This window comes from Corynebacterium aurimucosum ATCC 700975, from assembly GCF_000022905.1.
In the GTDB taxonomy this organism is placed as follows: domain Bacteria; phylum Actinomycetota; class Actinomycetes; order Mycobacteriales; family Mycobacteriaceae; genus Corynebacterium; species Corynebacterium aurimucosum_F.
Map to the genome: position 1 here is coordinate 2,560,145 of NC_012590.1, position 20,013 is coordinate 2,580,157.

A 20,013-nucleotide genomic window follows, 5' to 3' on the forward strand; every position below is an offset into this window, starting at 1 on the left:
CAACGCACGGGGTAGGCGTGCCTGATACCCCACAGGTACGCTCTACCCCATGCAAACTGACGTAACCTACGTCCTCGCCTCGGGCGAGACCAACTACACCAACTCGCTGGTGTCCTTCGCATGGATTATGGCGGTGGCGCTGTTGGCACCGTTGGTATCCCATGCCCTAGGCAAGAAGATGCCGGCCGTGGCGCTGCTCATTTTCTTCGGCATGCTCATCGGCCCATCGATGTTGGGCCTGGCCCATGAAGACCCCGGCATCGGAATGCTCAAGGAGCTTGGCGTTGGCGCGCTGTTCCTGCTTGCGGGTTTTGAAATTGACCTCGCCAGCCTGAAGTCGAAGGAAGCCGCGACGGGGCTGTCCACGTGGCTCATCTGCATGGTGGTGTGTGGCGTCGGCGCGTACTTCCTCATGGATGACATCCCGGGTGCCATCGTCATGGCAATTGCTTTGACGTCGACGGCACTGGGCACCATCACGCCGATGCTCAAGCAGGACAAGCTGCTTGGCACGCGGGTGGGCGATTCCGTGGTCATCCACGGCGCCATCGGTGAGGTTGCGCCGATTACCGCGATGGCGCTCCTTTTGGGAACGCGCTCCACGTGGACCACGATGTTGATTCTTCTAGCCTTCATCGCAATCGCGGTCGCCGTGGCCATCATGCCCTTTGCCATTACGACGCTCATGCCGTGGTTCAAGGACGCATTCATCTCCGGGGCGGGCTCCACTAACCAAACCATCATGCGCCTCATCATTTTGATTCTGGCCATCCTCATGGCGGTCACGGCGGTCTTTGAGCTCGATATCGTGCTGGGTGCCTTCGCGGCGGGTATCATCCTGAACCGCATCGTGCCCGATGAGTTCCATAAGGGCTTGGAGAACCGCCTCGACGTGGTGTTTTATTCCATGCTCATCCCCGTCTTCTTCGTGGTCTCCGGCATGGCGATTGACTGGAAAGTCATCGTGAACGAACCCCTCAAGGTCCTCGGCATTCCGCTGCTCATCTTGGTCACCCGCGGCCTGCCGGTGTTCCTGCGAGAGAACATCCACCAAACCGGCTCCGACGTCGAAACCACCCGCGAGCGCATCCAGGTGGCTCTTTACGCGGCGACCGGCCTGCCCATCATCGTGGCGGTGATGACGCTGGCCGTGGATTCCGGCATCGTCGATTCTGAGATCGCCTCGATCTTCATCGCCGGCGGCGCGCTCACCGTTGCAATCTTCCCGTTCCTCTCCGGCCTCGTGCGCGAAAAGGCAGAGGAATAAGGCTGTTAAAATAGCTAATGTGACTAATCCTTTCAGCATGCGGCTTTCCGACGCCGAACGGACCGACGCCGTCAACGACCTCGCCCAAGCACTGGGTGAAGGCCGCCTCACCATGGATGAGTTCGAAGAGCGCACCGATGCGGTGATGCAGGCAACGACCCGCCGCGAGCTGGCAGAAGTTTTCATGGATATCCCCACCAAGGCCAGCAGCGAACTCAAGATCTACTCCCAAGGTGAGGTGGCCCGCGCCTACCAATCGACACGGAAGCCTCGCTTGGCCACGGCCATGGTGGGCTCCCTTGGCCTCCTTTTTGGCGCCATCGCCTCCTTCGGCGCCCTGTCCGGCGTCACCGCCGCACTGACTGGAACGGGCCTACTTTTCCTTATCCCCGCGTTGTGGATCATGCTCTACGTGGCCAAGGTGGGCCCGGAGTCCTGGCATCAGCCCTCCCCTCGCCAGATCGAGCGCCAGCGCATGCGCGAGCTCAAGGCCGCGGGCGCGGAGGAACGCGCGCAGATGCGGGCGTTGGAGCAGGCGCAGTGGGCGGAGAGGCGTCGCCAAGCAAGTGAAATCACCGGCGATGCGATGAATCTGGCCAAACGCAAGCTGGAGCAGTGGAACCAGAAGTAACATATCCGGCATGACACACAACCGGATTTTTGATCAATCCACCAAACTACAGGGCGTTGCCTACGATATTCGCGGCGAGGTTTCCACGGAAGCCGAGCGCATGGAGCTCGACGGGCACAGCATTCTGAAGCTCAACACCGGCAACCCGGCGGTGTTTGGTTTCGATGCGCCGGATGTCATCATGCGCGACATGATTGCGGCGCTGCCGACCTCCCAGGGCTACTCCACGTCGAAGGGAATTATCCCAGCGCGTCGCGCGATTGTGACCCGCTATGAGCTGGAGGATTTCCCCAGCTTCGACGTCAATGACGTGTACCTGGGCAACGGCGTCTCCGAACTGATTTCTATGGTCACGCAGGCGCTGCTTGACGACGGCGATGAGGTTCTCATCCCCGCCCCTGACTACCCCCTGTGGACGGCGGCGACGTCGCTGGCGGGTGGCACGCCCGTGCACTATTTGTGCGATGAGGAGGATGATTGGAATCCGTCCATTGAAGATATTCGCGCAAAAGTAACGGAGAAGACCAAGGCAATTGTGGTCATTAATCCGAATAACCCGACGGGTGCGGTGTACTCGCGTGAGACGCTGCAGAAAATCGTCGATGTGGCGCGCGAATATAACCTGCTGATTCTGGCGGATGAGATTTATGACCGCATTCTTTATGACGGTGCGAAGCACATTTCGATTGCCTCGCTGGCCCCGGATCTGCTGACGATCACGTTTAATGGCCTGTCGAAGGCCTACCGCGTGGCCGGCTACCGCGCCGGCTGGATGGTGTTGACGGGCCCGAAGTCCCATGCACGTGGCTTCATCGAGGGCTTGGACTTGCTGGCGGGTACGCGCCTGTGCCCGAATGTGCCGGCGCAGCACGCGATTCAGGTCGCGCTGGGCGGAAGACAGTCCATTTATGAACTCACCGGTGAGGGCGGGCGCTTGCTCAAACAGCGCAACATTGCCTACGAGAAGCTCAACGAGATTCCCGGCGTGTCCGTGGTGAAACCGATGGGCGCGCTGTACTGCTTCCCGCGCTTGGACCCAGAGGTCTATGAGATTCACGATGACTCGAAGCTCATGCTCGACATCCTGCGCGCCGAGAAAATCCTCATGGTGCAAGGCACCGGCTTTAACTGGCCCACGCCGGATCATTTCCGCGTGGTCACGCTGCCGTGGGCCTCGCAGCTGGAGAACGCGATTGAGCGACTCGGCAACTTCCTGGTGAGCTACCGCCAGTAGCACAGCCGATACCTGAACTTCGCGCGATAGGGCCCACGGCGCAAAGAAAGCACAACACAAACGTGCATGCAGAATCCCTCACCGGCCGGTGTTATCAGTCCGGCGGGGCGGGGCTTCCCGGCTCGGAACGTGTGGATGTCCGTGATTCGGCCGGCTTTGCGGTCTGGGCGCGACGGCTTGTGCTAGGGCTCGCAACGGTGCTTACTGTTTCTTGACGGTTTTCGCGGATGCGCTGGGCGCGCGGCGCGCGGTGCGGATGCGCCGGTTCCCGCGGATCGCGGGGCCCAGCCGGCACCCATTTAATTTTGCCGTCTTCGCGCACGATGCGGCCCCGACCCGGCAAGCCATTGATGGCGTTGTGGTACTTGCACAGCGGGGTGAGGTTTTCGGGGTTCGTTTCGCCGCCTTTTCGCCATTCTGTGATGTGGTGTATCTGAGAGTAATCGGCGCCGCACAGGCACCGGTCCCAGGCACAGGTAGGTTGCTCACCGCTGGCCATGATGCGCTGCTTTTCCGAGGCAACGCGCTGGGTGCGGTGGAGTTCCACGGGGCCTTTGACGCGGTCGACAAGCATGACGAGGCCTTCTTCGGCGAGCTCCCGCTCGATGAGCTCTTGGCCGGTGATTTTCGCGCCGTTGGAGAGCTGAATCACGATATCCCCGAGGTCCGGCGCCGCGGGGTCGCTGATGTCGTGCCCGAATGTCTCATCGCTGGCAGGCTCGTCAGAAGCACTAGACGCGGCGGCGGACTTGGTGGGAGGCATGGCACCCGTGGAGTCGGGGCGCAGGGTAGATGTGGTGGCGGGCTGGGTAGGAGGCGTGCCGTCAGCAGCGGGCGCGGCGGAGTCGGGGCGCGGGGTGGACGGGTCGCCCAAGCGGCCCAAGATTGTGGCGTACTCGGGAAGCTCCATGACGGCGAGGGTCTGGGCCACGGGGCGGGCGAGGCGGCCCTCACGAAACGCGGCGGTAAAGGAACCCACCGGATCCTCCTCATCGATATTGGGGCGCAGGTCCTCGATGAGCGCGGCCGGGGCTGTGAGCGTGAGCTTCGACAGCTCCTTGCCACGGCGAATTGTCACGCCCGGCTTCGGCGCGGGCGGCGGGTTGAGCTCACGAATGCGCTTGCGCGCATAGCGGGCCACGGCCTTTTCATCCCCCGCGATGCCGCACAACTCAATGCGCAGATCCCACGCCTCACGCTGCTTCTTCAACCTTCCTGCGAAGCGTTCAATGAGCAGCAGCGTGGGCAGGTCGTGCCCATTGGCGCGGGCGGCCGAAACGGCACGCGCCTGTTTGCGGGTGAAGGAGGTGGGGGCAAAGTAGACGTCGAAAAGCGCCAGCAAGGAACGCGCCACAGACTCCGGACCCCACGCCCGCAGCTGCTCGAAGCTCAGCCCCGCAATGCCGGCGACGAGCTCAATGCCCGCCGCCTGGCTGCGAAGATGCGCTTCCACTAGGTTCATACCAGCCACGCTAAACGCCCCACCCACACTACACAATGGCACCGCTGCCAGCCTGTGGATAACTTGTTGATCGCGTCAGCAATACTTTTCTTTATTATGAAACTCATTCACAATAGTAGGCATGACTAATCTCAGCCCGTGGCGCACGGGGCTCCTTGGACTTCTTGCCATCACGGCCCTCGCAACCCTCGCGGGACTGTTCATCCTCCGCCCCACCAGCGCGCTCACTGAGCACACCAGCCCGGACTTTTCCACCACCTACGCCCTCAACCATCCACAGGTCGAAGGCACCGTGGAGACCGTGGATAACCACCTGTGCTCCGACCCCCACACGGGCCGCGCCTTCGATGAGGCCCCGCTCATCCCCGCCGAGGGCGACGACACCTCCTGCTCCCGCGCCCTCATTGACCTGACCTCCGGCGCAGACGCAGGCCGCAAGACGCAGCTCGTATTCTATGGCGTGGCCAGTGACCCGACCCTCCACCCCGGTGACGAGGTAATTCTGACAGTATCCAGCGACGGCACCTATGCCTTCGCCGATTTCCAGCGCACCGGCAACCTTGGCTTATGGGCGATTATCGCCGCCGTCATCATCATCGCCTTCGCCGCCTGGCATGGGCTGCGCGCGCTGCTGGGCCTAGGTATCAGTTTGGCCATTGTGTTCTTTTACCTCATCCCCTCCCTCATCGAGGGCCATTCGGCGCTGCCGCTGGCGCTCGTTACCTGCGCGGCCATCCTTTTCCTCGCCGTTCCTCTCGTGCACGGCGTGAACTGGAAATCCGCCTCCGCCCTGGGAGGCGCTTTGGTGGCGCTGGCGTTGTCGGGGGCGTTGGGGTGGGCGTCGATAAGCAGCACGGCACTGACAGGATCGAGCTCGGAGGATAACCTCAAGTTACTGCTCTACATGCCAGGGGTTTCCGTGGTGGGCGTGCTGCTGTGCGGGTTCATCATCGGTGCGCTCGGCAGCCTCAACGACATCGCGGTGGCGCAGGCCTCCACCGTGCGCGAGCTGCATGCAGCCGATCCGACGGTGGGGCCCGGCACGCTCTTTACCTCAGCGATGAAAGTGGGCCGCGACCATATCGCCTCCATGGTGTACACCATCGTGCTGACCTATACCGGCGCGGCCCTGCCGCTGCTCATGCTCATCACGGCGGCGCAGCGCCCAGCCCTGCAGATCCTCTCCAGTGACCTCGTCGCCACAGAGGTTCTGCGCTCCCTGCTGGGCGCGATGGCCTTGACACTCGCGGTGCCCCTGACCACCGCGATTGCGGCGTTTACTGTGCCGGAAGGACGCGACCAAGCGCCTCGACGGTCCAGCCGGCCTCGCGCCAAGCATCGACGCTGAGCACGTTGCGGCCATCGATGATGTGGCGGCGGGCCACCAGTGCACCGGCCTCAGCCGGGTCGAGGTCGCGGAATTCCTGCCACTCGGTGGCGAGGATGACTAGCTCGGAATCCTTAAGTGCCGCGCTTGCCGACGCCGCGTAGTTCAGCGTCGGGAACACCTTCTTGGCGTTCTCCATACCTTGCGGGTCATAGACCGTCACGGCGGCACCGGCCAGGGAGAGCGAACCGGCCACGGAGAGCGCTGGCGAATCGCGGACGTCATCGGAGTTGGGCTTGAAAGCGCAGCCCAGCACGGTAACGCGGTGGCCCAAAACGGAGCCGTCGAAAGCCTGCTTGGCCAGGTCCACGACGCGGTCGCGGCGGCGCATGTTGATGGCGTCGACCTCGCGCAGGAAGGTCAGGGCTTGGTCGGCGCCGAGTTCACCGGCGCGCGCCATGAACGCACGGATGTCCTTGGGCAGGCAACCACCGCCGAAGCCCAGGCCAGCGCCGAGGAACTTGCGGCCGATGCGCTCGTCGTAGCCGATGGCGTCGGCAAGCTTGACCACGTCCGCACCAGCAATCTCGCAGATTTCAGACACGGCGTTGATGAAGGAAATCTTGGTGGCCAGGAAGGCGTTGGCGGAGACCTTGACCAGCTCGGCGGTCTGCAGGTCGGTCACGATGAACGGGGTGTTCTGTGCCAGTGGCTGGGCATAGACTTCGCGGGCGACCGCTTCGGCGTTGCTTTCGGCGAGTTCGCCGACGCCGAGGACGATGCGGTCCGGGGTGATGGTGTCCTTGACGGCGTAGCCCTCACGCAGGAACTCCGGGTTCCAGGCAATCTCCACGCTGGCACCCTCGGGGGCAAGCTCATCGGCCATCTCCTGCAGCCGCGCCGCGGTGCCTACCGGGACGGTGGACTTGCCGAAGATGATGTGCTCGCCCTTGAGACGCGGCACGAGCTCCGTGATGACGGACTTCACGTAGGTTAGGTCCGCTGCATAGGAGCCGTGTGCCTGCGGGGTTCCTACGCCGAGGAAGTGCAGGTTGGCGAATTCCGCGGCGTCGTCATAGCTGGTGGAAAAGCCCAGGCGGCCGGACTCGATGTTGCGCTCGAGCACTTCCGGGAGGCCGGGCTCGTAGAACGGCACGCGGCCGTTCTTGAGAGCTGCAATCTTGTGTTCATCCACATCTACGCCGAGCACCTCGTGGTCGAGCTCCGCCATGCAAGCGGCGTGCGTCGCGCCCAGGTAGCCGGTACCAATCACAGTCATACGCATAACCGGGAATTTTAGGCGCGGTTGACCTGAAGCGCGCGGCGAGAACGAAAAGTTTAGCGGAAGTTCAGATAGGACTTCGACGGCGTCGGCCCACGCTGGCCCTGGTACTTCGAGCCCAACACACCGGAGCCATACGGCGCCTCGGCAGGCGAAGACATCTTGAAGATGGCCAACTGCCCCACCTTCATCCCCGGCCACAGTGAAATGGGCAGGTTAGCGGTATTGGACAGCTCGAGCGTGATGTGTCCGGAGAAGCCCGGATCGATAAAGCCTGCCGTGGAGTGCGTTAGCAAGCCCAGGCGTCCTAGGGAGGACTTGCCTTCCAAGCGGCCTGCCAGGTTGGCCGGCAGGGTGAACTTTTCCAGCGTGGCGCCCAGCACGAACTCGCCGGGGTGCAGGACGAAGGCATCGCCCTCAGCCACCTCCACCTCGCTGGTGAGGTCCGGCATTTCCTGTTTGGGGTCAATATGCGTGTAGCGCGAGTTATTAAACACGCGGAAGAACTTGTCCAAGCGCACATCGATAGATGATGGCTGGACCATCTCGGCGTCGAAAGGCTCGATGCTCAAACGCTCGGGAGCATCAGCGGCGATGGCGGCACGGATATCACGATCAGAAAGAAGCACGGTTGATAGTCTACCTCCCCACTGGGCCTTTTATGGCCTCGGACGGCGGCGGTGCTAAGCTTTACAGCGATGCACAATCTGCATTGCGCCGACGTAGTTTAATGGTAGAACTGCAGCTTCCCAAGCTGCTGGCGCGGGTTCGATTCCCGTCGTCGGCTCCATTCATTTACCCAGCTCAGGCTGGGTTTTACTTTTACTCCAATACACGTGTCCACTGTTGCATCTATGCTACAAAGCATACGGAAAGGAGTCCCAGTGTCCGCGCCTATATTCACTCCACGAACAACCGCTGAGCTACAAAAAGAACGCGAACAACTCCTTCAGGACCTTAGCCCGCGAACCATCGATGAGCTTCGCGCATTGCGCGCAATTGATGAAATCTCCATTGCGGACGAGGAAATTCTCACCCGTTTTGAAGCGCTCGCGTACGTCATCGGAGATTAATCCTCCGCCATGGATGCACATCATCTAGCCAACTTGGCAAACAAGTTCGCCAATGATGCCAAGCAACTCTTGGATGATTGCCTTCCTGGACCAACGATAGTCGCAGGCGAGGCTTTCAACTCAGAGCGTAAAAGGTTCAGTTTTCAATTATCGAAAGAGTTAAAGTCTAAGACATCGAATGCAGCACCCGCCTTGCTGGAAGCTTCTTATGCAATGTGCGAGAACAGCTCAGGCAAGCATTTAGCTGTGGCAGCGAGCAGCTTCAAGATTTGCTACCGCCAATCAAAAAAGCAGCCTCCAATTGTTCGGTTTGAATACGAACGAGACGCACAAAATAAGCCAGTTTCCCACTTTCATTTCCATTCTGACTCCGTGGCCCTCGGACTTCTGCTGGCTTCGACGGGACAAAAGGACAAGGCGTTCCAGCAGCAAGACATCCATTCCCCTATGGGCGGTCACCGCTTCCGCGTGTGTTTAGAGGATGTAGTTGAACTTGTGATTAGGGAATTCGGCATCGAAGCACGTGAAGGCTGGGAACAGCACGTGATTACGGGCCGGAAGAGGTTCCGAGAATCACAGAAAAGAGCCGTCATTCGTTCCAACCCCCACTTAGCCGTCGAAGTTCTCTGCGAGCTCGGCTATGACGTCCCAGATATAGACCACAATGGCCCCACATTGGCGCCCGCCGAATGGTGACTAGCTCGCTTCGTCGGCAGCACGCAGAAGCGCCGCATAAGCACCGTCGCGGGCCAGCAGCTCGGCGTGGGTGCCGCGCTCGACCACGCGGCCGGCATCGAGGACAACGATCTGATCTGCATCGCGGATGGTGGACAAGCGGTGCGCGATGACCAGGCGGGTGGCGTCCGCACCAAGCACTGCTTCTTGGATGGCGCGCTCCGTTTCGTTATCGAGGGCCGAGGTAGCCTCATCCAGGATGAGTACCTGGGGTTGGCGCAGCAGCGTGCGGGCAAGCGAGAGGCGCTGCTGCTCACCGCCGGAGAAGCGGTAGCCGCGCGAGCCCACGAGCGTATCCAGCCCATCAGGAAGCGCGGCGATGACCTCGTCCACGCGAGCGGCGTTAAGCGCCGCCCACATCTGTTCCTCGCTGGCATCGGGCTGCGCGAAGAGGAGGTTCTCCCGCACTGTGCCGTGGATGAGGTAGGTCTCCTGGGAAACCACGCCAATGACCTCCGCGCGCTGCTCCGGTGGAATATCGCGCAGGTCAACCCCACCTAAGCGCACGGAACCTTCTGTCGGGTCAGCTAAGCGCGCCAGGAGGGCGGCCACCGTGGACTTGCCGGAACCGGTATGCCCCACCAAGGCGGTGGTGGTGTGGGCGGGGATGGAAAGGGAGACGTCGCTCAGCGCGTCGGTGTCCGTGCCGGGGTAGCGGTAGGAGACGTGGTGGAGGGTGAGGGAGGCGTCGGCAAGCTGGGCGGGCTGAGTGGCTTCGGTGAGTTCGGGCTCCAGGTCCAGGTACTCGAAGATGCGGCTGAACAGCGCCATCGACGCCACCCACTGCGCGCCCACGTTGAGCAGGCCGGTAATCGGGCGGAAAATCTGGGTCTGCAGGGTGGAAAAGGCGATGAGCGTGCCAATCGTAATCCCCGGGCGCAGGCCAGCCACCAGGTAAATCAGGGCCGGCATCACACCAAAAATAATCTGGGTGAGCGCCATACGCCAGCGCCCGGCCAGCTGCGATTCCAACTCCAGGCGGATGAGGGAGCGCGAGGTCTTCTCAAACCCGTCATAGACGCGCTCCTGCGCGCCCAGCGTGGCCGCCAGACGCATGCCGGAAACCGAGAGATTCTCCGAAATGGTCTGCTGCAACGTTGCCTGCGCGCGGCTGTTTTTCTCCATGAGGCTGCGGCGCAGCACGGCGGCGCGGCGGGTCAGCCACACTGCAGGCGGCAGTACCACCAGGGACAAAAGCGACAGCGTGGGGGAGAGCGCGACCATCGCCACCAACGTAGCCACCGTCATGGTGAGGTTGCTGGCCACAGACGTCGCCGTGGTGGTGACCATGCCGCGCATCGCCGCGATGTCATTGGTCAGGCGCGATTGAATTTCCCCGCCGCGGTTATTGGTAAAGAACTGCAGGGATTGGCGCTGCAGGTTGGCAAAGACCTGCGTGCGCAGCTCATGCATGATGGTGTGCCCCACCCGCGCCGACAGGAAGGACTGAATAACGCCGATGGCCTGGGAGACCACGGTGATGGCCAGCATGCCGCCGACCAACCACAGCAGCAGCGCGGTGTCGTGTTCAGGAATGGCCTCATCCACGGTGCGGCGTACGAGGAAGGGCTGCACCACCGTCAGCCCAGAGGTGGCGATGATGAGTGTCACCACCAGCAGCAGCGTGCCGCGGTGCGGGGCGAAGAGGCCGGCGACGCGACCAAACTTCACCGGGTGCTGGGCCAGCTGATCGACGTCCGCCGGGTCCTTCACCGCGGTGTGCATCGGCCGGGTCATGGCTTAACCGCAGGTAACGATAGGCTGCGGGTCGTAGACCGTGGTGGTGGTCTCCCGGGAGATCTCCTTGCCGGAGAGGTCCTTGATCACGCGAGTATCGGACGTCGTAAAGCCCGGCGCGCCAGACGACGGCGAGCAATCCTCGCTCACCGACTTGCGCTGCGGCTCGGTCTTGGCCCAGCGGCCGTTGTTGATGGACTCGACCTCCACCGTCTTCACGCCCTTGAAGCGCACGGTGATATCGCTGCCGAAGTCAGTCTCAATGCGCACCGGGTGATTCGAGGTGTTCTTGAACTGCAGGTCAATCGCGCCTTCATAAACGGTGGCCTCACGGCCGGCCGGGTAGCGCGAAATGTAATAAGAGTGCGGGGTGTGCGCGACGTCCTCCATGCCGGCGAAGTACGCGGCGTTGTACAAGGTGGTAGCGAACTGAGAGATGCCGCCGCCCACGGCGGTACCGGCGTGGCCATCGATGATGATGCCGGATTCCACGTAGCCCTGCGCGGTACCGCGCGGGCCGGTGTAGCCGTTGAGGGAGAAGGTCTCACCCGGGTTGACCACGGCACTGTTGACCTGCTGGGCCACCAGCCGGATATTGGTGCCGGAGGCCCCGGAGAAACCGCCGGTGGAGAACTCGGACACGGTCTCATCGAAGGTGGCCTTCTCCGCCATCTCCGTGGTGAAGTCCGCGGGGTCCGGCTTGTAATCGGCGTCCCATTCGCGGTCGTCCTCGCTGCTTACACGATCCTCGAAGCCCTCGAAGGTCTTCTCCCAGTCGATAATGGAGCCATCCACCGAGGGCGTGATCTGCTTGTCGTTGCCGCTGAAGGAAATCTTGGCGTTGGTGCCGGGCACCTCAGAGCCTTGCATGCGCTCCTGGAAGAGCTCGCGGGCGCGGTCTTTATCCACCTTGAGGCGCAGCTCGCCGTCTTTGGCGGCGATGGAGACAAACTGGGAAATCTCCGGCTTGCGCAGGGTGCCGGCGGTGTTGTTCTCGCCCTTCAGGGTCAGCGGGTTATCCAGCGCGCGGGCGGCATCCCCGGTGCGCATAGCCTCAATCGCTTCATCATTAATCTGCGGCTCCACCACCATTGGCTCAACCTCGACGCCCTCGGGGTCGAGCCAGTGCTTGACCACACCCTCGTGCAGCTCCCCCTCTTCGACTGCCTGGCCGAGCTTGGGTTTGGTCTCTTTGAGGGAGCCGTCGATAAGCTCCAGGTTTCCATCCTCCGGTTCGACCTTCAGCTCGTTGCCGACGCGCTCGAGCTCCCCGGAGAGCTGGCCCTCATCGACGTCCACGGCGACAGGGATTTCCTGGGTGGGCTTGATGAAGCTGTACAGGCGCGAGAAGGGGTTCAGGGAGGCGTCAGGAATGCCGTCGACGGCCTTCTGATAATTCAGGCTCAGGCCGGCATCTTGAGGGATAAGCTGCGAGCTTTTCTCCCCGGCGCGGATATCCACGGGCTGGGCCGCGACATCCCCGAGTTCCTGCTCCAGCTTCTCCACCGCAGCGGTGCGCTCCATGCGGGAGATGTCCACGCCGCCGACCGACGTCGCGCGCGGAACCTTGTGCTGGTTGGCCATGACGTCCCACGCGTAGGCGATGCCGGCGATGAGTAGGAGGCCGACGAGCACACCAAGGGTCACATGGAGCCCCTTGCGTCGTTGCTGCCTATGTCCGATTGCCTTTTTCACGTGTACGAGATTAACGTCTGCCAGCTAGTTTTTACTAGTCGCGCTCCTGTTGGGCCACGACTTCGGCAGCTGCATCAATGACCGCGTTAATGTCCTCGTCGGTGGACCACAGCGGCATATCGGCACCTGCGGCAAGGGCTGCGGCCACGGCCTCCGGCACGCTGAAGTTCTCCGAGATGGACGCCATTCCGCCCAGGTCATCGGTGTAAATGGTGCCCTCAAAGTCCAGCTCCTCGCGGGCGAGCTGGTAGGCCCGCGGGTTGAGGGAGGCGGGCTCCTCGCCGAGGCCTGGAACCACGAGGTGGCCCATCATGATCGCTGCTTCCGGGGCTTGCGGGATTGCCGTGTGGAAAGGCACGAACTCGTGACCAGAGAGCTCTTCTAACGGCGGGGTCACGGCCTCACCCAGGTGCGTATCCCCGGAGGCGCGGCCGTGGCCCGGGAAGTGTTTGAACACGGCCTTCACACCGGCAGCCTGCAGCCCGCGGGCAAAGGCCGCGCCATACTCACCGGCGGCCGCCGGGTCGGTGGAGAAGGCGCGGTCGCCGACGACCTCCAAGTCTCCCCCATCCACGTCGAGCACGGGGGCGAAGTCCACCGTCACGCCGTGGGCGCGCAGGCTGTGCCCGATCTCCGTGGCCAGGGCCTCGACCTCTTCCGGGCTATGGCCCTCCGCCATGGCCTGCGGGGAGGGGTAGTCTCCCAATATTTCGGAGAAGCGCTGCACACGCCCGCCCTCGAAGTCGATGGAGACCTCAAAGTCGCGGCCCATCTCCTCACGCAAAGCGTTCACTCCCCGCGGGCCATCGCTCAGCAGCTCCGGGTCGGCCCAGCTGGGGATGAAGAGCCCGCCCACGCCGGCCTCGAGCTTAGCGCGGGCATCCTCGTAGTTCAGCGCCGGCGGCATGAGCTTGGCGGCGGCGCGGGCACGAACGTCTTCAGGCGCGGCATCCTGTGGTGCCGCATCGCTAGACGCCGCGGCGCTGGTTTCGCTAGGCGGGGCGTCGGAAAGCTCAGGCTCCGTACTGCACGCGCTTAGCGCACAGATAGCACTCAACAGGAGGGCGGGCATTGCTTTTTTCATGCACACCAGTGTGCCTGAAGCACCCGCACGGGCAACAACCGGTTGTTAGGATAGCCACATGAATAACGGAGAGACCATGCTCATTGCCTATGACGGCTCCGACCGCGCCGACCGCGCCCTCGAGTACGCCGCGCGGCTCCTGCGCCCCACCGACGTCGAAATCCTCACCGCCTGGGAGCCCTCCGCGCGCCAGGCCGCCCGCGCCGTCAGCCGCACCGGGCTGCACCAGTCCACGGTCTCGCCGGACAGCGTGGAGGATGATCCGGCCTACGAGGAAGCCCTCGCCATCTGCCGCCAGGGCATCGCCAAGGCGGAGACCCTGGGTCTGCGGGGCCATGCCCACCTGGTGGAATCCGTAACGACGATTCAGAGCGCGATTGTCGACGCCGCCCAAGAACTCGACATCGACGTCATCGTCACCGGTACCCGCGCGCTCACTGGCTTCCGCTCTTTGTGGAACAACTCCACCGCAGAGTACATCGTGCGCAATGCGGGTCTGCCGGTGTTCATCGTGCCGCCGGAGAACGACGATGAGGACGACGCGGCAGAAAGCGACTCCTAAAGGCAGCTTTTAGCTGCTAGAATCTGGCGCCATGGCATTCGACAGCGATTCACTCAACAAGCGCACCCTGGGCCCGGCCCTGGGCAGCGCGGTCGTTGGCGTAGCGCTGGGGGTCGTGACCATCCTGGGCATCGCCCAGTTCTCGCAGGCAGATGCCGTTCCAAACGATAATTCCGTCAAGGCCTCCGACGCCGTGATGGGCGGGCCGGAGTACGGCTCCCGCGAGTAGCGTGCGCGCACGCATCGGGGGGCTTTTCTTTTTAGCCCTCGTGGTTCTGGTGCAGCCGTGGGGGCTGACTGCGGCCGATACCAAGCATGATCTGGTGGCCAACCCGGCTCGGTTTTTGGCCGGCGCCCTGCATACCTATACCGATACTTTCACGCTGGGCCAGCTGCAGAACCAGGCCTATGGCTACCTCTTCCCGCAGGGCTTATTCTTCTTGCTGGCGGATCCGCTTCCGGATTGGATAGCGCAGCGCGCCTGGTGGTTCCTGGTCCTGGCCGTGGGCTTTCTGGGCTTCTTCCGCGTGGCCCGCACAGTGCTTCCCGCCGCGCCGGGCTATGCCGCGCTGGTGGGCAGCCTCCTCTATGCGCTCTCCCCGCGCACGCTGACCACGCTGGGCGCGATTTCCTCGGAGACCTGGCCGGTCATGCTGGCACCCTGGGTGCTGCTTCCTTTCCTGCGGCCGGGCCGGCTGTGCTGGCGGGATGCCGCGCCCTCGGTCGTCGCAGTGGCCTGCATGGGCGCGGTCAACGCCACGGCCACGCTGGCTGCCTGCCTGCCGGCGGGCTTGATTCTGCTGTGGCGGCGCGCGGGCAAAACTGGCCTGGTGTGGTTGGCTGGATGCGCTGCGGTATCCGCGTGGTGGATTATCCCGCTCCTGATCCTAGGCCGCTATGCCCCGCCTTTTACGGGGTTCATCGAGTCCGCCGGCGTGACCACGCGCTGGTTTAACCTGGCGGAAATCCTGCGCGGCACCACCAGCTGGGCGCCGTTTGTGGATACCGAGCGCGTCGCCGGCAACGAGCTGGCTACCGAGCCGGTCTTCGTGCTCGTCACCATCGGCGTTGCTGCCTTGGGCCTGGTGGGCCTGTCCCGCCTTCCGCGCCTGTGGGGTGTCATGCTGCTGGTGGGTGTGGCCGTACTGGGCACGCATGCCGCGTGGTACCTCGACGCGCTCGACGGCCCGCTGGCCGCGCTGCGCAACGTGCATAAATTCGACCCGCTGGTGCGCATCCCGCTGGTGCTCGGCGTGGCCGCGGTGGTGGCCCGGGTGAGGTTGCCGCGGACGTTGGCCCCGGGACGTCGTGAAGCAGCGGGCCTTCTGGTGTGCCTCGTGGTTGTGGGCGCGACCGCACCGGCGTGGGCGGGCCGGCTGCTGCCGAAGGGCGCCTACGAAGAGGTACCCGCCTATTGGCACAAGGCCGCCGATTTCATGAACAGCCTGGATACGCGCGTGCTCATCTACCCGCCGGCCTCCTTTGCGCGGCAGGAGTGGGGGTGGACGCGCGATGAGCCGGCGCAGCCGCTTCTCGACGTCCCCTGGGCCGTCCGCGACGCCGTTCCCCTCATCCCGCCCGAGGCTATCCGTGGCCTGGACGGTGCGATGGCGCAGATCGAGCGCGACCCTACTACGGCGCCCTTCGTGTTGCAGCGCCTGGGCATCGGGGCCGTCGCGGTGCGCCACGACCTGATTTCTGGTTCTGCAACCCATATTCCGGGCGAGGTCCACACCTTCGGGGAGGTCGACGTCGTAGTTTTCGACCGCGACCTCTCCATGAACCTAGCGCCTACGGATCCGCCGCGCGTGGCGGGCGGCGGCGAGTCGCTCGCGCTCCTCTCCGGTCCCCACGAGCTCGTCTCCTCCGACGCGGACATCGTCACCGATACGCCTACGCTGCGTGACCGCAACTACGGCACGCTTTCCGGCCCGGTCTCCGCGCCGCTGGCCCCTGATGACCCCTCTACCGTGCGCAATCGACTGCGCGATTACCCCTCCGCTGGCCCGCTGACCCAGGTGGTGGAGCACGATGGTCGCGTCACCGCATCGTCCTCTGCCGCGGATGCCTCGGCCTTCGGCGGGGCGAACCCGGCGCGCTCTCTCACCGCGGCCGTTGACGGTGAGAACTCCACCGCGTGGTGGCCAGCGCCCGGCGATTCCGGCTGGCTGGAGCTGCACTCCGATTCCACGTGGACCTCGCCCACGCTGCGGCTGATGACCACCGGCACGACTGAGGTGACCATCCACAACGGCGACTCCAAGGTCACGGTCACCATGGAGGCCTACCGCGCCCGCGATATTCGCGTGCCCGGCGCGAAGGCCTCCACCATCCGCATCGAGCCGCAGCGCCGCACCGGAATTGCGGAGGCCTCCATCGTGGATCAGCCCACCCCGCGGCGCATCGTCACCGTTCCCGATACCTCACCCAATGCCGAGCAGTTCCTCTTCCAGCAGGATAACGAACACATCCTCATCCGCTCCTTCACCGCCCCGCGCGATATGACAGTGCGGGTCTCGGGTGAGAAGACAGTGCTTATCGACGGCTCCCCCCACACCCCCAACTCCACCCTCGACCTCTCCGCCGGTCAGCACCTCGTGCGCACCACCGGCGACTGGGCGGCGCTGACCGATACCGCGTCCTCCTTGCCCGCGCCCCTTCCTATCAACTCTGATCGCCCAGCACCCGCAACCGGCGCTACCCCATCGGCCGCATCGGGCGCTGACCACGGCTATACCCCGCTCGCTGCCGGCGAGCCCATCGAGCCCGCCGACCACCACCGCCTCCTCATCACCGGCCGTGCCTTCAACGAGGGCCTGCGCGGCGAGCTGCGCTCCCCCAGCACAGCCGCGATCTCGACGCCAGGTTCAGCACAAGACGCAGCGCCGGATTCGACGCCGAACTCCAACTCGGAACCGCTGGCCCTCGAACCGCGCTCCATCGATGCCGACACGCAAGCCTTCCTCATTCCCGCCGGTGCCGGCGGCACCTTCCACATGTCTTTCGCTGCCGACCGCGCCTATCGCGTGGGCTTGGGCCTCGGCGGCGCGCTCGCCGCGCTGACCACCGCGCTGTGTCTGCTCGTCATGGCCCGCGGCCCCCGCTCCCAAGCCGCTGCCCCCGCCTCGCCTACTGCTTCCGCTGCTTCGTCCGGGGCGTACGCAGCACACGACACAACCTCGACCAGCCCAGTCGCCGATGCCGCCCTGCCGGTATCCTCCGCAGCTTCCCAAATGCTCTCGCCCGCCCGTGTTGCTCACTCGTCTACCTCGGCGCGTGTCCTGCTAGCCCTGCTCATTGCGGCAACGATGGCTCTCGTCGCAGGTCTGCCCGGTGTGGCCGCCGCTGCCGCGGCGTGGGCCATCACCCGCTGGACCACGCTGCGCTCCGACTATCTGGCGGGTATGCTCACCCTTGCCGCGGGCGCGATGCTCGCCCGCGCACCTTGGCCCGCGGAGGGCTACGCCGGCGACTCGCTGCTCGTGCAACTGCTCTGCGTCGCGGCCATTACCTGTGCCTGCCTCCCGCCCCGCAGCACGCCCTAGGTACCCTGCCTCACCGCATATGGTTCCCCTCAAAAGGCATTAGTCAGAAGGTGTCTTTGGGGTCAAGGAAACCATCTGCGGCGATATAAAAGGTTTGTTTGGGGGCAAGGAAACCGTTTGACTAATGCCTTCTGGAAAATGCCATGTGTGAAGTGCCGTCTACGACCCCACCGAACCGGCGGAATCATCAGAGCCAGCAGGGCTGGCGAGGGATCCGGAACTGGCATTGCTCGCAGAAGCGGAGCCGGCAGGGTTATCTGCCTGGCGCGGCAACGAACGCGGAACGGCGATGCGACCGCGCGTAAAGGCGAGGGAGCGGATGAGGTCGCGGCCGGGGACCTCGACAAGCACGTAGGTCGCAGCAGACAGCACGCAGCTGACCACCACCGTAAAAGCCAGCACCACCGCGAAATCCCAGGCAGCACCCGAGAAGGCAGACACACCCAACAGCGGGAAGGCGATGGCCAGCACCGCCACATGCCACATGAAAACCCCATATGACCAGCGGCCCAGCGCCCGCATCACAGCGGAGGAGAGCCAGCTTTCGCGCGGCGCCAGCGCCACCGGCACCACGATGCACGCCCCGCACACGGCCCCCGCCGCAATGCGCCGCGCAAACTCACCCGGTTCTGGATGCACCAAGCCCTGCGGGCCGAACCACTCGCGGCTGGCCAGCCACACGCAGCCCGCCGCCACCGCCCAACAAGCGGGCCGCACAATGCGCCCGGCGCGCACACGCACGCCAGCTGCCTCCGCCTCCGCGGCCAACATTCCCACCGCAAACCACGAGAAATACGCGGGCGGCCAAATCTGCGTATTGACATCGCCGGATTCATATCCGGCCACAAACGACAGAAAACCCCAGAACAAACTCAGCACGCCAGCTCCAGCAATAAGTGCAACCCGCGGGCGCGCCGAAAGCCTATCCAACAACCACGCCAACAGCGGCAACACCGCATAGAAGGCGAACTCCACGCACAGCGACCACAATTGCGTTAACCCGGGAACCAAGCCGTCAGCAATATAGAGCTGCGTGCCGGTCAGGTTGGTGATGACTTGCGGGAAGGTTAAGGGGGAAGCGTCGGGAAGCAAGGCGAGTACCGCCACCACGCACACCACATACAGCGGTGCCAAACGCGCCACGCGAGAAAGAAGATACTGCCCCGCCGTGTGCGCATGCCGCCGGCGCCACAGCAAGAAACCGCTGAGCACGAAGAAGACCGCCACCCCATAATCCAAGCGCTCAGCCCAGGCCCAACCGGTTGCCGTCTGGAAGGACACGTGCGTGATCACGACTGCCAATGCAGCCAGCGCACGCACGCCTTCGAGCTCAGGGAGAAAGCGCATGGCCCACTACGATACTATTTCTGCAGTGAATCCCTCGACCGATCGGAGCTGACGTGTTCCTTCGCTCCCGCCTAGCGCAGGTGACGATTGCCGCCGCGGTATTCCTCATACTCGGGTCCATCCTTCCGCCGCTGTATAACAACCAGTCCCGCCCATTGCCCAGGGACCTCTACATCACGGTCCACGCAGAACAGGACGGGGTCGAGTTCACCCGCCACACCACGACCGCCCCCGCGGAGAAGGATTCCGTGGCCCACGCTGAGTCCACCACGGAGCTCACCGTAGATGGCGACACCTTCGCGCACATCACCGAGGAATCCCTGCTCAACCGCGAGTCCACCTACCCGGTGGCGGGCCCGAACACCACGCAGCACATCGATCTTTCTGCCTTCGACCTGCAGGTGGAAGACCGGATCGAGCGCGATGGCATCAGCTACTTCTTCCCCGCTGGCGCGGAGCAGCGCTCCTATCCTTTCTTCGACCCGCTCACCCAGGACGCGGAGCCCATCGATTTTTTGCGCGATGAGAAGCTCGACGGCATCCCGACCTATGTCTTCCACCAGGATGTCGCGCCGGTTCCCCTCGCGGAGGTCTTCGCCTTCGACAACCAGCGCTCCGGCCCGGCGGGGGATTTCTACTCGCCGGAATCCCTTGAGCGCTACAACCTCAAGCCGAATTCGCACGTCATCCTCGAGCCTTTCTACGCGGTGAGCCGCACGGTATGGGTAGAGCCCACGACGGGCACCATCCTCAACGAGGAGGAACACCCGCGCGTCTTCTGGGCCACTGACGCGCGCCAGGCCCAGGCCATGGTTGACGCCGATGACACACAGGAGCGTGCGCTTCTCGACGTCCCCCTCTCCTGGTCCGACTCCACCCGCACCGAACGCCTCGACTCTGTTCGCCGGGTCATCGACACGGTCAAGATCTTGAGCCTCGTGGGCTGGTTGGGCAAGGCCATCGGCGTGGCGTTGTTGGCAGTGGCGGCCGCGATGTTTATGCGCCGTCATTCGGCGCAGAGCGCGTAGGCGC

General features: G+C 63.8%; 17 protein-coding genes and 1 tRNA gene. 11 read left to right on the plus strand and 7 right to left on the minus strand.

All coding sequences use genetic code 11. The features are described from left to right. The first annotated feature begins 49 nt into the window (after positions 1 to 49). From CAURI_RS12230 to CAURI_RS12240, 3 genes are read left to right on the plus strand one after another with little or no spacing between them, the layout of a single operon-like run. A complete protein-coding gene (locus CAURI_RS12230; RefSeq protein ID WP_010188630.1) occupies positions 50 to 1,267 on the plus strand; it encodes a cation:proton antiporter in 1,218 nt (405 codons plus the stop codon). 19 nt (positions 1,268 to 1,286) lie between these two features. Beyond that, complete coding sequence (locus CAURI_RS12235) at positions 1,287 to 1,898, plus strand: DUF1707 SHOCT-like domain-containing protein (RefSeq protein WP_371326358.1); 612 nt, start codon at positions 1,287 to 1,289, stop codon at positions 1,896 to 1,898. Positions 1,899 to 1,908: 10 nt separating this feature from the next. Then, complete coding sequence (locus CAURI_RS12240; protein WP_010188626.1) at positions 1,909 to 3,132, plus strand: pyridoxal phosphate-dependent aminotransferase; 1,224 nt, start codon at positions 1,909 to 1,911, stop codon at positions 3,130 to 3,132. Between the two features lie 94 nt (positions 3,133 to 3,226). On the opposite strand, the gene CAURI_RS12245 is transcribed toward CAURI_RS12240, so the two are convergent. Then, positions 3,227 to 4,594, minus strand: coding sequence for an HNH endonuclease signature motif containing protein (locus tag CAURI_RS12245; protein ID WP_010188624.1), 1,368 nt, complete (start codon positions 4,592 to 4,594; stop codon positions 3,227 to 3,229). A 121-nt stretch (positions 4,595 to 4,715) separates the two neighbouring features. Between CAURI_RS12245 and CAURI_RS12250 the strand changes: the two genes are divergently transcribed. Continuing rightward, positions 4,716 to 5,942 carry a YibE/F family protein gene (locus CAURI_RS12250; protein WP_012715338.1) on the plus strand — a complete coding sequence of 409 codons (1,227 nt, stop codon included), beginning with the start codon at positions 4,716 to 4,718 and terminating at the stop codon, positions 5,940 to 5,942. On the opposite strand, the gene CAURI_RS12255 is transcribed toward CAURI_RS12250, so the two are convergent. Both CAURI_RS12255 and dcd read right to left on the minus strand, forming a co-directional pair. Continuing rightward, positions 5,872 to 7,206, minus strand: coding sequence for a UDP-glucose dehydrogenase family protein (locus CAURI_RS12255; protein WP_010188620.1), 1,335 nt, complete (start codon positions 7,204 to 7,206; stop codon positions 5,872 to 5,874). The two genes, CAURI_RS12250 and CAURI_RS12255, sit on opposite strands and share 71 nt — an antisense overlap. A gap of 53 nt (positions 7,207 to 7,259) precedes the next feature. After that, positions 7,260 to 7,832: a dCTP deaminase gene (gene dcd, locus CAURI_RS12260; protein ID WP_010188619.1), complete on the minus strand. Its 573-nt coding sequence runs from the start codon at positions 7,830 to 7,832 to the stop codon at positions 7,260 to 7,262. Positions 7,833 to 7,919: 87 nt separating this feature from the next. Between dcd and CAURI_RS12265 the strand changes: the two genes are divergently transcribed. The 3 genes from CAURI_RS12265 (at position 7,920) to CAURI_RS12275 (ending at position 8,972) form a co-directional block, all read left to right on the plus strand. Then, positions 7,920 to 7,993 (plus strand) — tRNA-Gly (locus CAURI_RS12265). A 94-nt stretch (positions 7,994 to 8,087) separates the two neighbouring features. Continuing rightward, complete coding sequence (locus tag CAURI_RS12270; RefSeq protein ID WP_010188617.1) at positions 8,088 to 8,276, plus strand: hypothetical protein; 189 nt, start codon at positions 8,088 to 8,090, stop codon at positions 8,274 to 8,276. A gap of 9 nt (positions 8,277 to 8,285) precedes the next feature. Continuing rightward, positions 8,286 to 8,972, plus strand: coding sequence for a hypothetical protein (locus CAURI_RS12275; RefSeq protein WP_010188615.1), 687 nt, complete (start codon positions 8,286 to 8,288; stop codon positions 8,970 to 8,972). Here CAURI_RS12275 and CAURI_RS12280 read toward each other — a convergent pair whose 3' ends face one another. From CAURI_RS12280 to CAURI_RS12290, 3 genes are read right to left on the minus strand one after another with little or no spacing between them, the layout of a single operon-like run. After that, entirely contained in the window at positions 8,973 to 10,748 is a 1,776-nt protein-coding gene (locus CAURI_RS12280) for an ABC transporter ATP-binding protein (protein ID WP_012715340.1), read from the minus strand. 3 nt (positions 10,749 to 10,751) lie between these two features. Continuing rightward, positions 10,752 to 12,443: a VanW family protein gene (locus tag CAURI_RS12285; RefSeq protein ID WP_029158911.1), complete on the minus strand. Its 1,692-nt coding sequence runs from the start codon at positions 12,441 to 12,443 to the stop codon at positions 10,752 to 10,754. A gap of 34 nt (positions 12,444 to 12,477) precedes the next feature. Further along, positions 12,478 to 13,527 carry a glycoside hydrolase family 3 N-terminal domain-containing protein gene (locus CAURI_RS12290; RefSeq protein ID WP_012715341.1) on the minus strand — a complete coding sequence of 350 codons (1,050 nt, stop codon included), beginning with the start codon at positions 13,525 to 13,527 and terminating at the stop codon, positions 12,478 to 12,480. A gap of 58 nt (positions 13,528 to 13,585) precedes the next feature. On the opposite strand from CAURI_RS12290, the gene CAURI_RS12295 reads away from it, so the two are divergent. The 3 genes from CAURI_RS12295 to CAURI_RS12305 are packed head-to-tail and all read left to right on the plus strand — an operon-like array spanning position 13,586 to position 17,634. Continuing rightward, positions 13,586 to 14,089 carry a universal stress protein gene (locus CAURI_RS12295; RefSeq protein WP_010188606.1) on the plus strand — a complete coding sequence of 168 codons (504 nt, stop codon included), beginning with the start codon at positions 13,586 to 13,588 and terminating at the stop codon, positions 14,087 to 14,089. A gap of 31 nt (positions 14,090 to 14,120) precedes the next feature. Further along, positions 14,121 to 14,318, plus strand: a complete 198-nt coding sequence (locus CAURI_RS12300; protein ID WP_010188604.1) for a DUF2613 domain-containing protein — start codon at positions 14,121 to 14,123, stop codon at positions 14,316 to 14,318. Position 14,319: 1 nt separating this feature from the next. Continuing rightward, positions 14,320 to 17,634, plus strand: coding sequence for an alpha-(1->3)-arabinofuranosyltransferase domain-containing protein (locus CAURI_RS12305; protein WP_010188602.1), 3,315 nt, complete (start codon positions 14,320 to 14,322; stop codon positions 17,632 to 17,634). A 159-nt stretch (positions 17,635 to 17,793) separates the two neighbouring features. On the opposite strand, the gene CAURI_RS12310 is transcribed toward CAURI_RS12305, so the two are convergent. After that, positions 17,794 to 18,981 carry an acyltransferase family protein gene (locus CAURI_RS12310; protein ID WP_010188600.1) on the minus strand — a complete coding sequence of 396 codons (1,188 nt, stop codon included), beginning with the start codon at positions 18,979 to 18,981 and terminating at the stop codon, positions 17,794 to 17,796. Between the two features lie 53 nt (positions 18,982 to 19,034). Here CAURI_RS12310 and CAURI_RS12315 point away from each other — a divergent pair, with 53 nt between their 5' ends. Further along, positions 19,035 to 20,009 carry a PorA family protein gene (locus CAURI_RS12315; protein ID WP_010188598.1) on the plus strand — a complete coding sequence of 325 codons (975 nt, stop codon included), beginning with the start codon at positions 19,035 to 19,037 and terminating at the stop codon, positions 20,007 to 20,009. Positions 20,010 to 20,013 lie beyond the last annotated feature (4 nt).

Excerpts from the sequence above, each read along its gene's own strand:
- CAURI_RS12295 (WP_010188606.1), top strand. The coding sequence starts at position 13,586 with ATGAATAACGGAGAGACCATGCTCATTGCCTATGACGGCTCCGACCGC.
- CAURI_RS12310 (WP_010188600.1), bottom strand. The coding sequence starts at position 18,981 with ATGCGCTTTCTCCCTGAGCTCGAAGGCGTGCGTGCGCTGGCTGCATTG.
- CAURI_RS12245 (WP_010188624.1), bottom strand. The coding sequence starts at position 4,594 with ATGAACCTAGTGGAAGCGCATCTTCGCAGCCAGGCGGCGGGCATTGAG.
- CAURI_RS12275 (WP_010188615.1), top strand. The coding sequence starts at position 8,286 with ATGGATGCACATCATCTAGCCAACTTGGCAAACAAGTTCGCCAATGAT.
- CAURI_RS12290 (WP_012715341.1), bottom strand. The coding sequence starts at position 13,527 with ATGAAAAAAGCAATGCCCGCCCTCCTGTTGAGTGCTATCTGTGCGCTA.
- CAURI_RS12250 (WP_012715338.1), top strand. The coding sequence starts at position 4,716 with ATGACTAATCTCAGCCCGTGGCGCACGGGGCTCCTTGGACTTCTTGCC.
- CAURI_RS12280 (WP_012715340.1), bottom strand. The coding sequence starts at position 10,748 with ATGACCCGGCCGATGCACACCGCGGTGAAGGACCCGGCGGACGTCGAT.
- CAURI_RS12230 (WP_010188630.1), top strand. The coding sequence starts at position 50 with ATGCAAACTGACGTAACCTACGTCCTCGCCTCGGGCGAGACCAACTAC.
- CAURI_RS12300 (WP_010188604.1), top strand. The coding sequence starts at position 14,121 with ATGGCATTCGACAGCGATTCACTCAACAAGCGCACCCTGGGCCCGGCC.
- CAURI_RS12240 (WP_010188626.1), top strand. The coding sequence starts at position 1,909 with ATGACACACAACCGGATTTTTGATCAATCCACCAAACTACAGGGCGTT.
- CAURI_RS12255 (WP_010188620.1), bottom strand. The coding sequence starts at position 7,206 with ATGCGTATGACTGTGATTGGTACCGGCTACCTGGGCGCGACGCACGCC.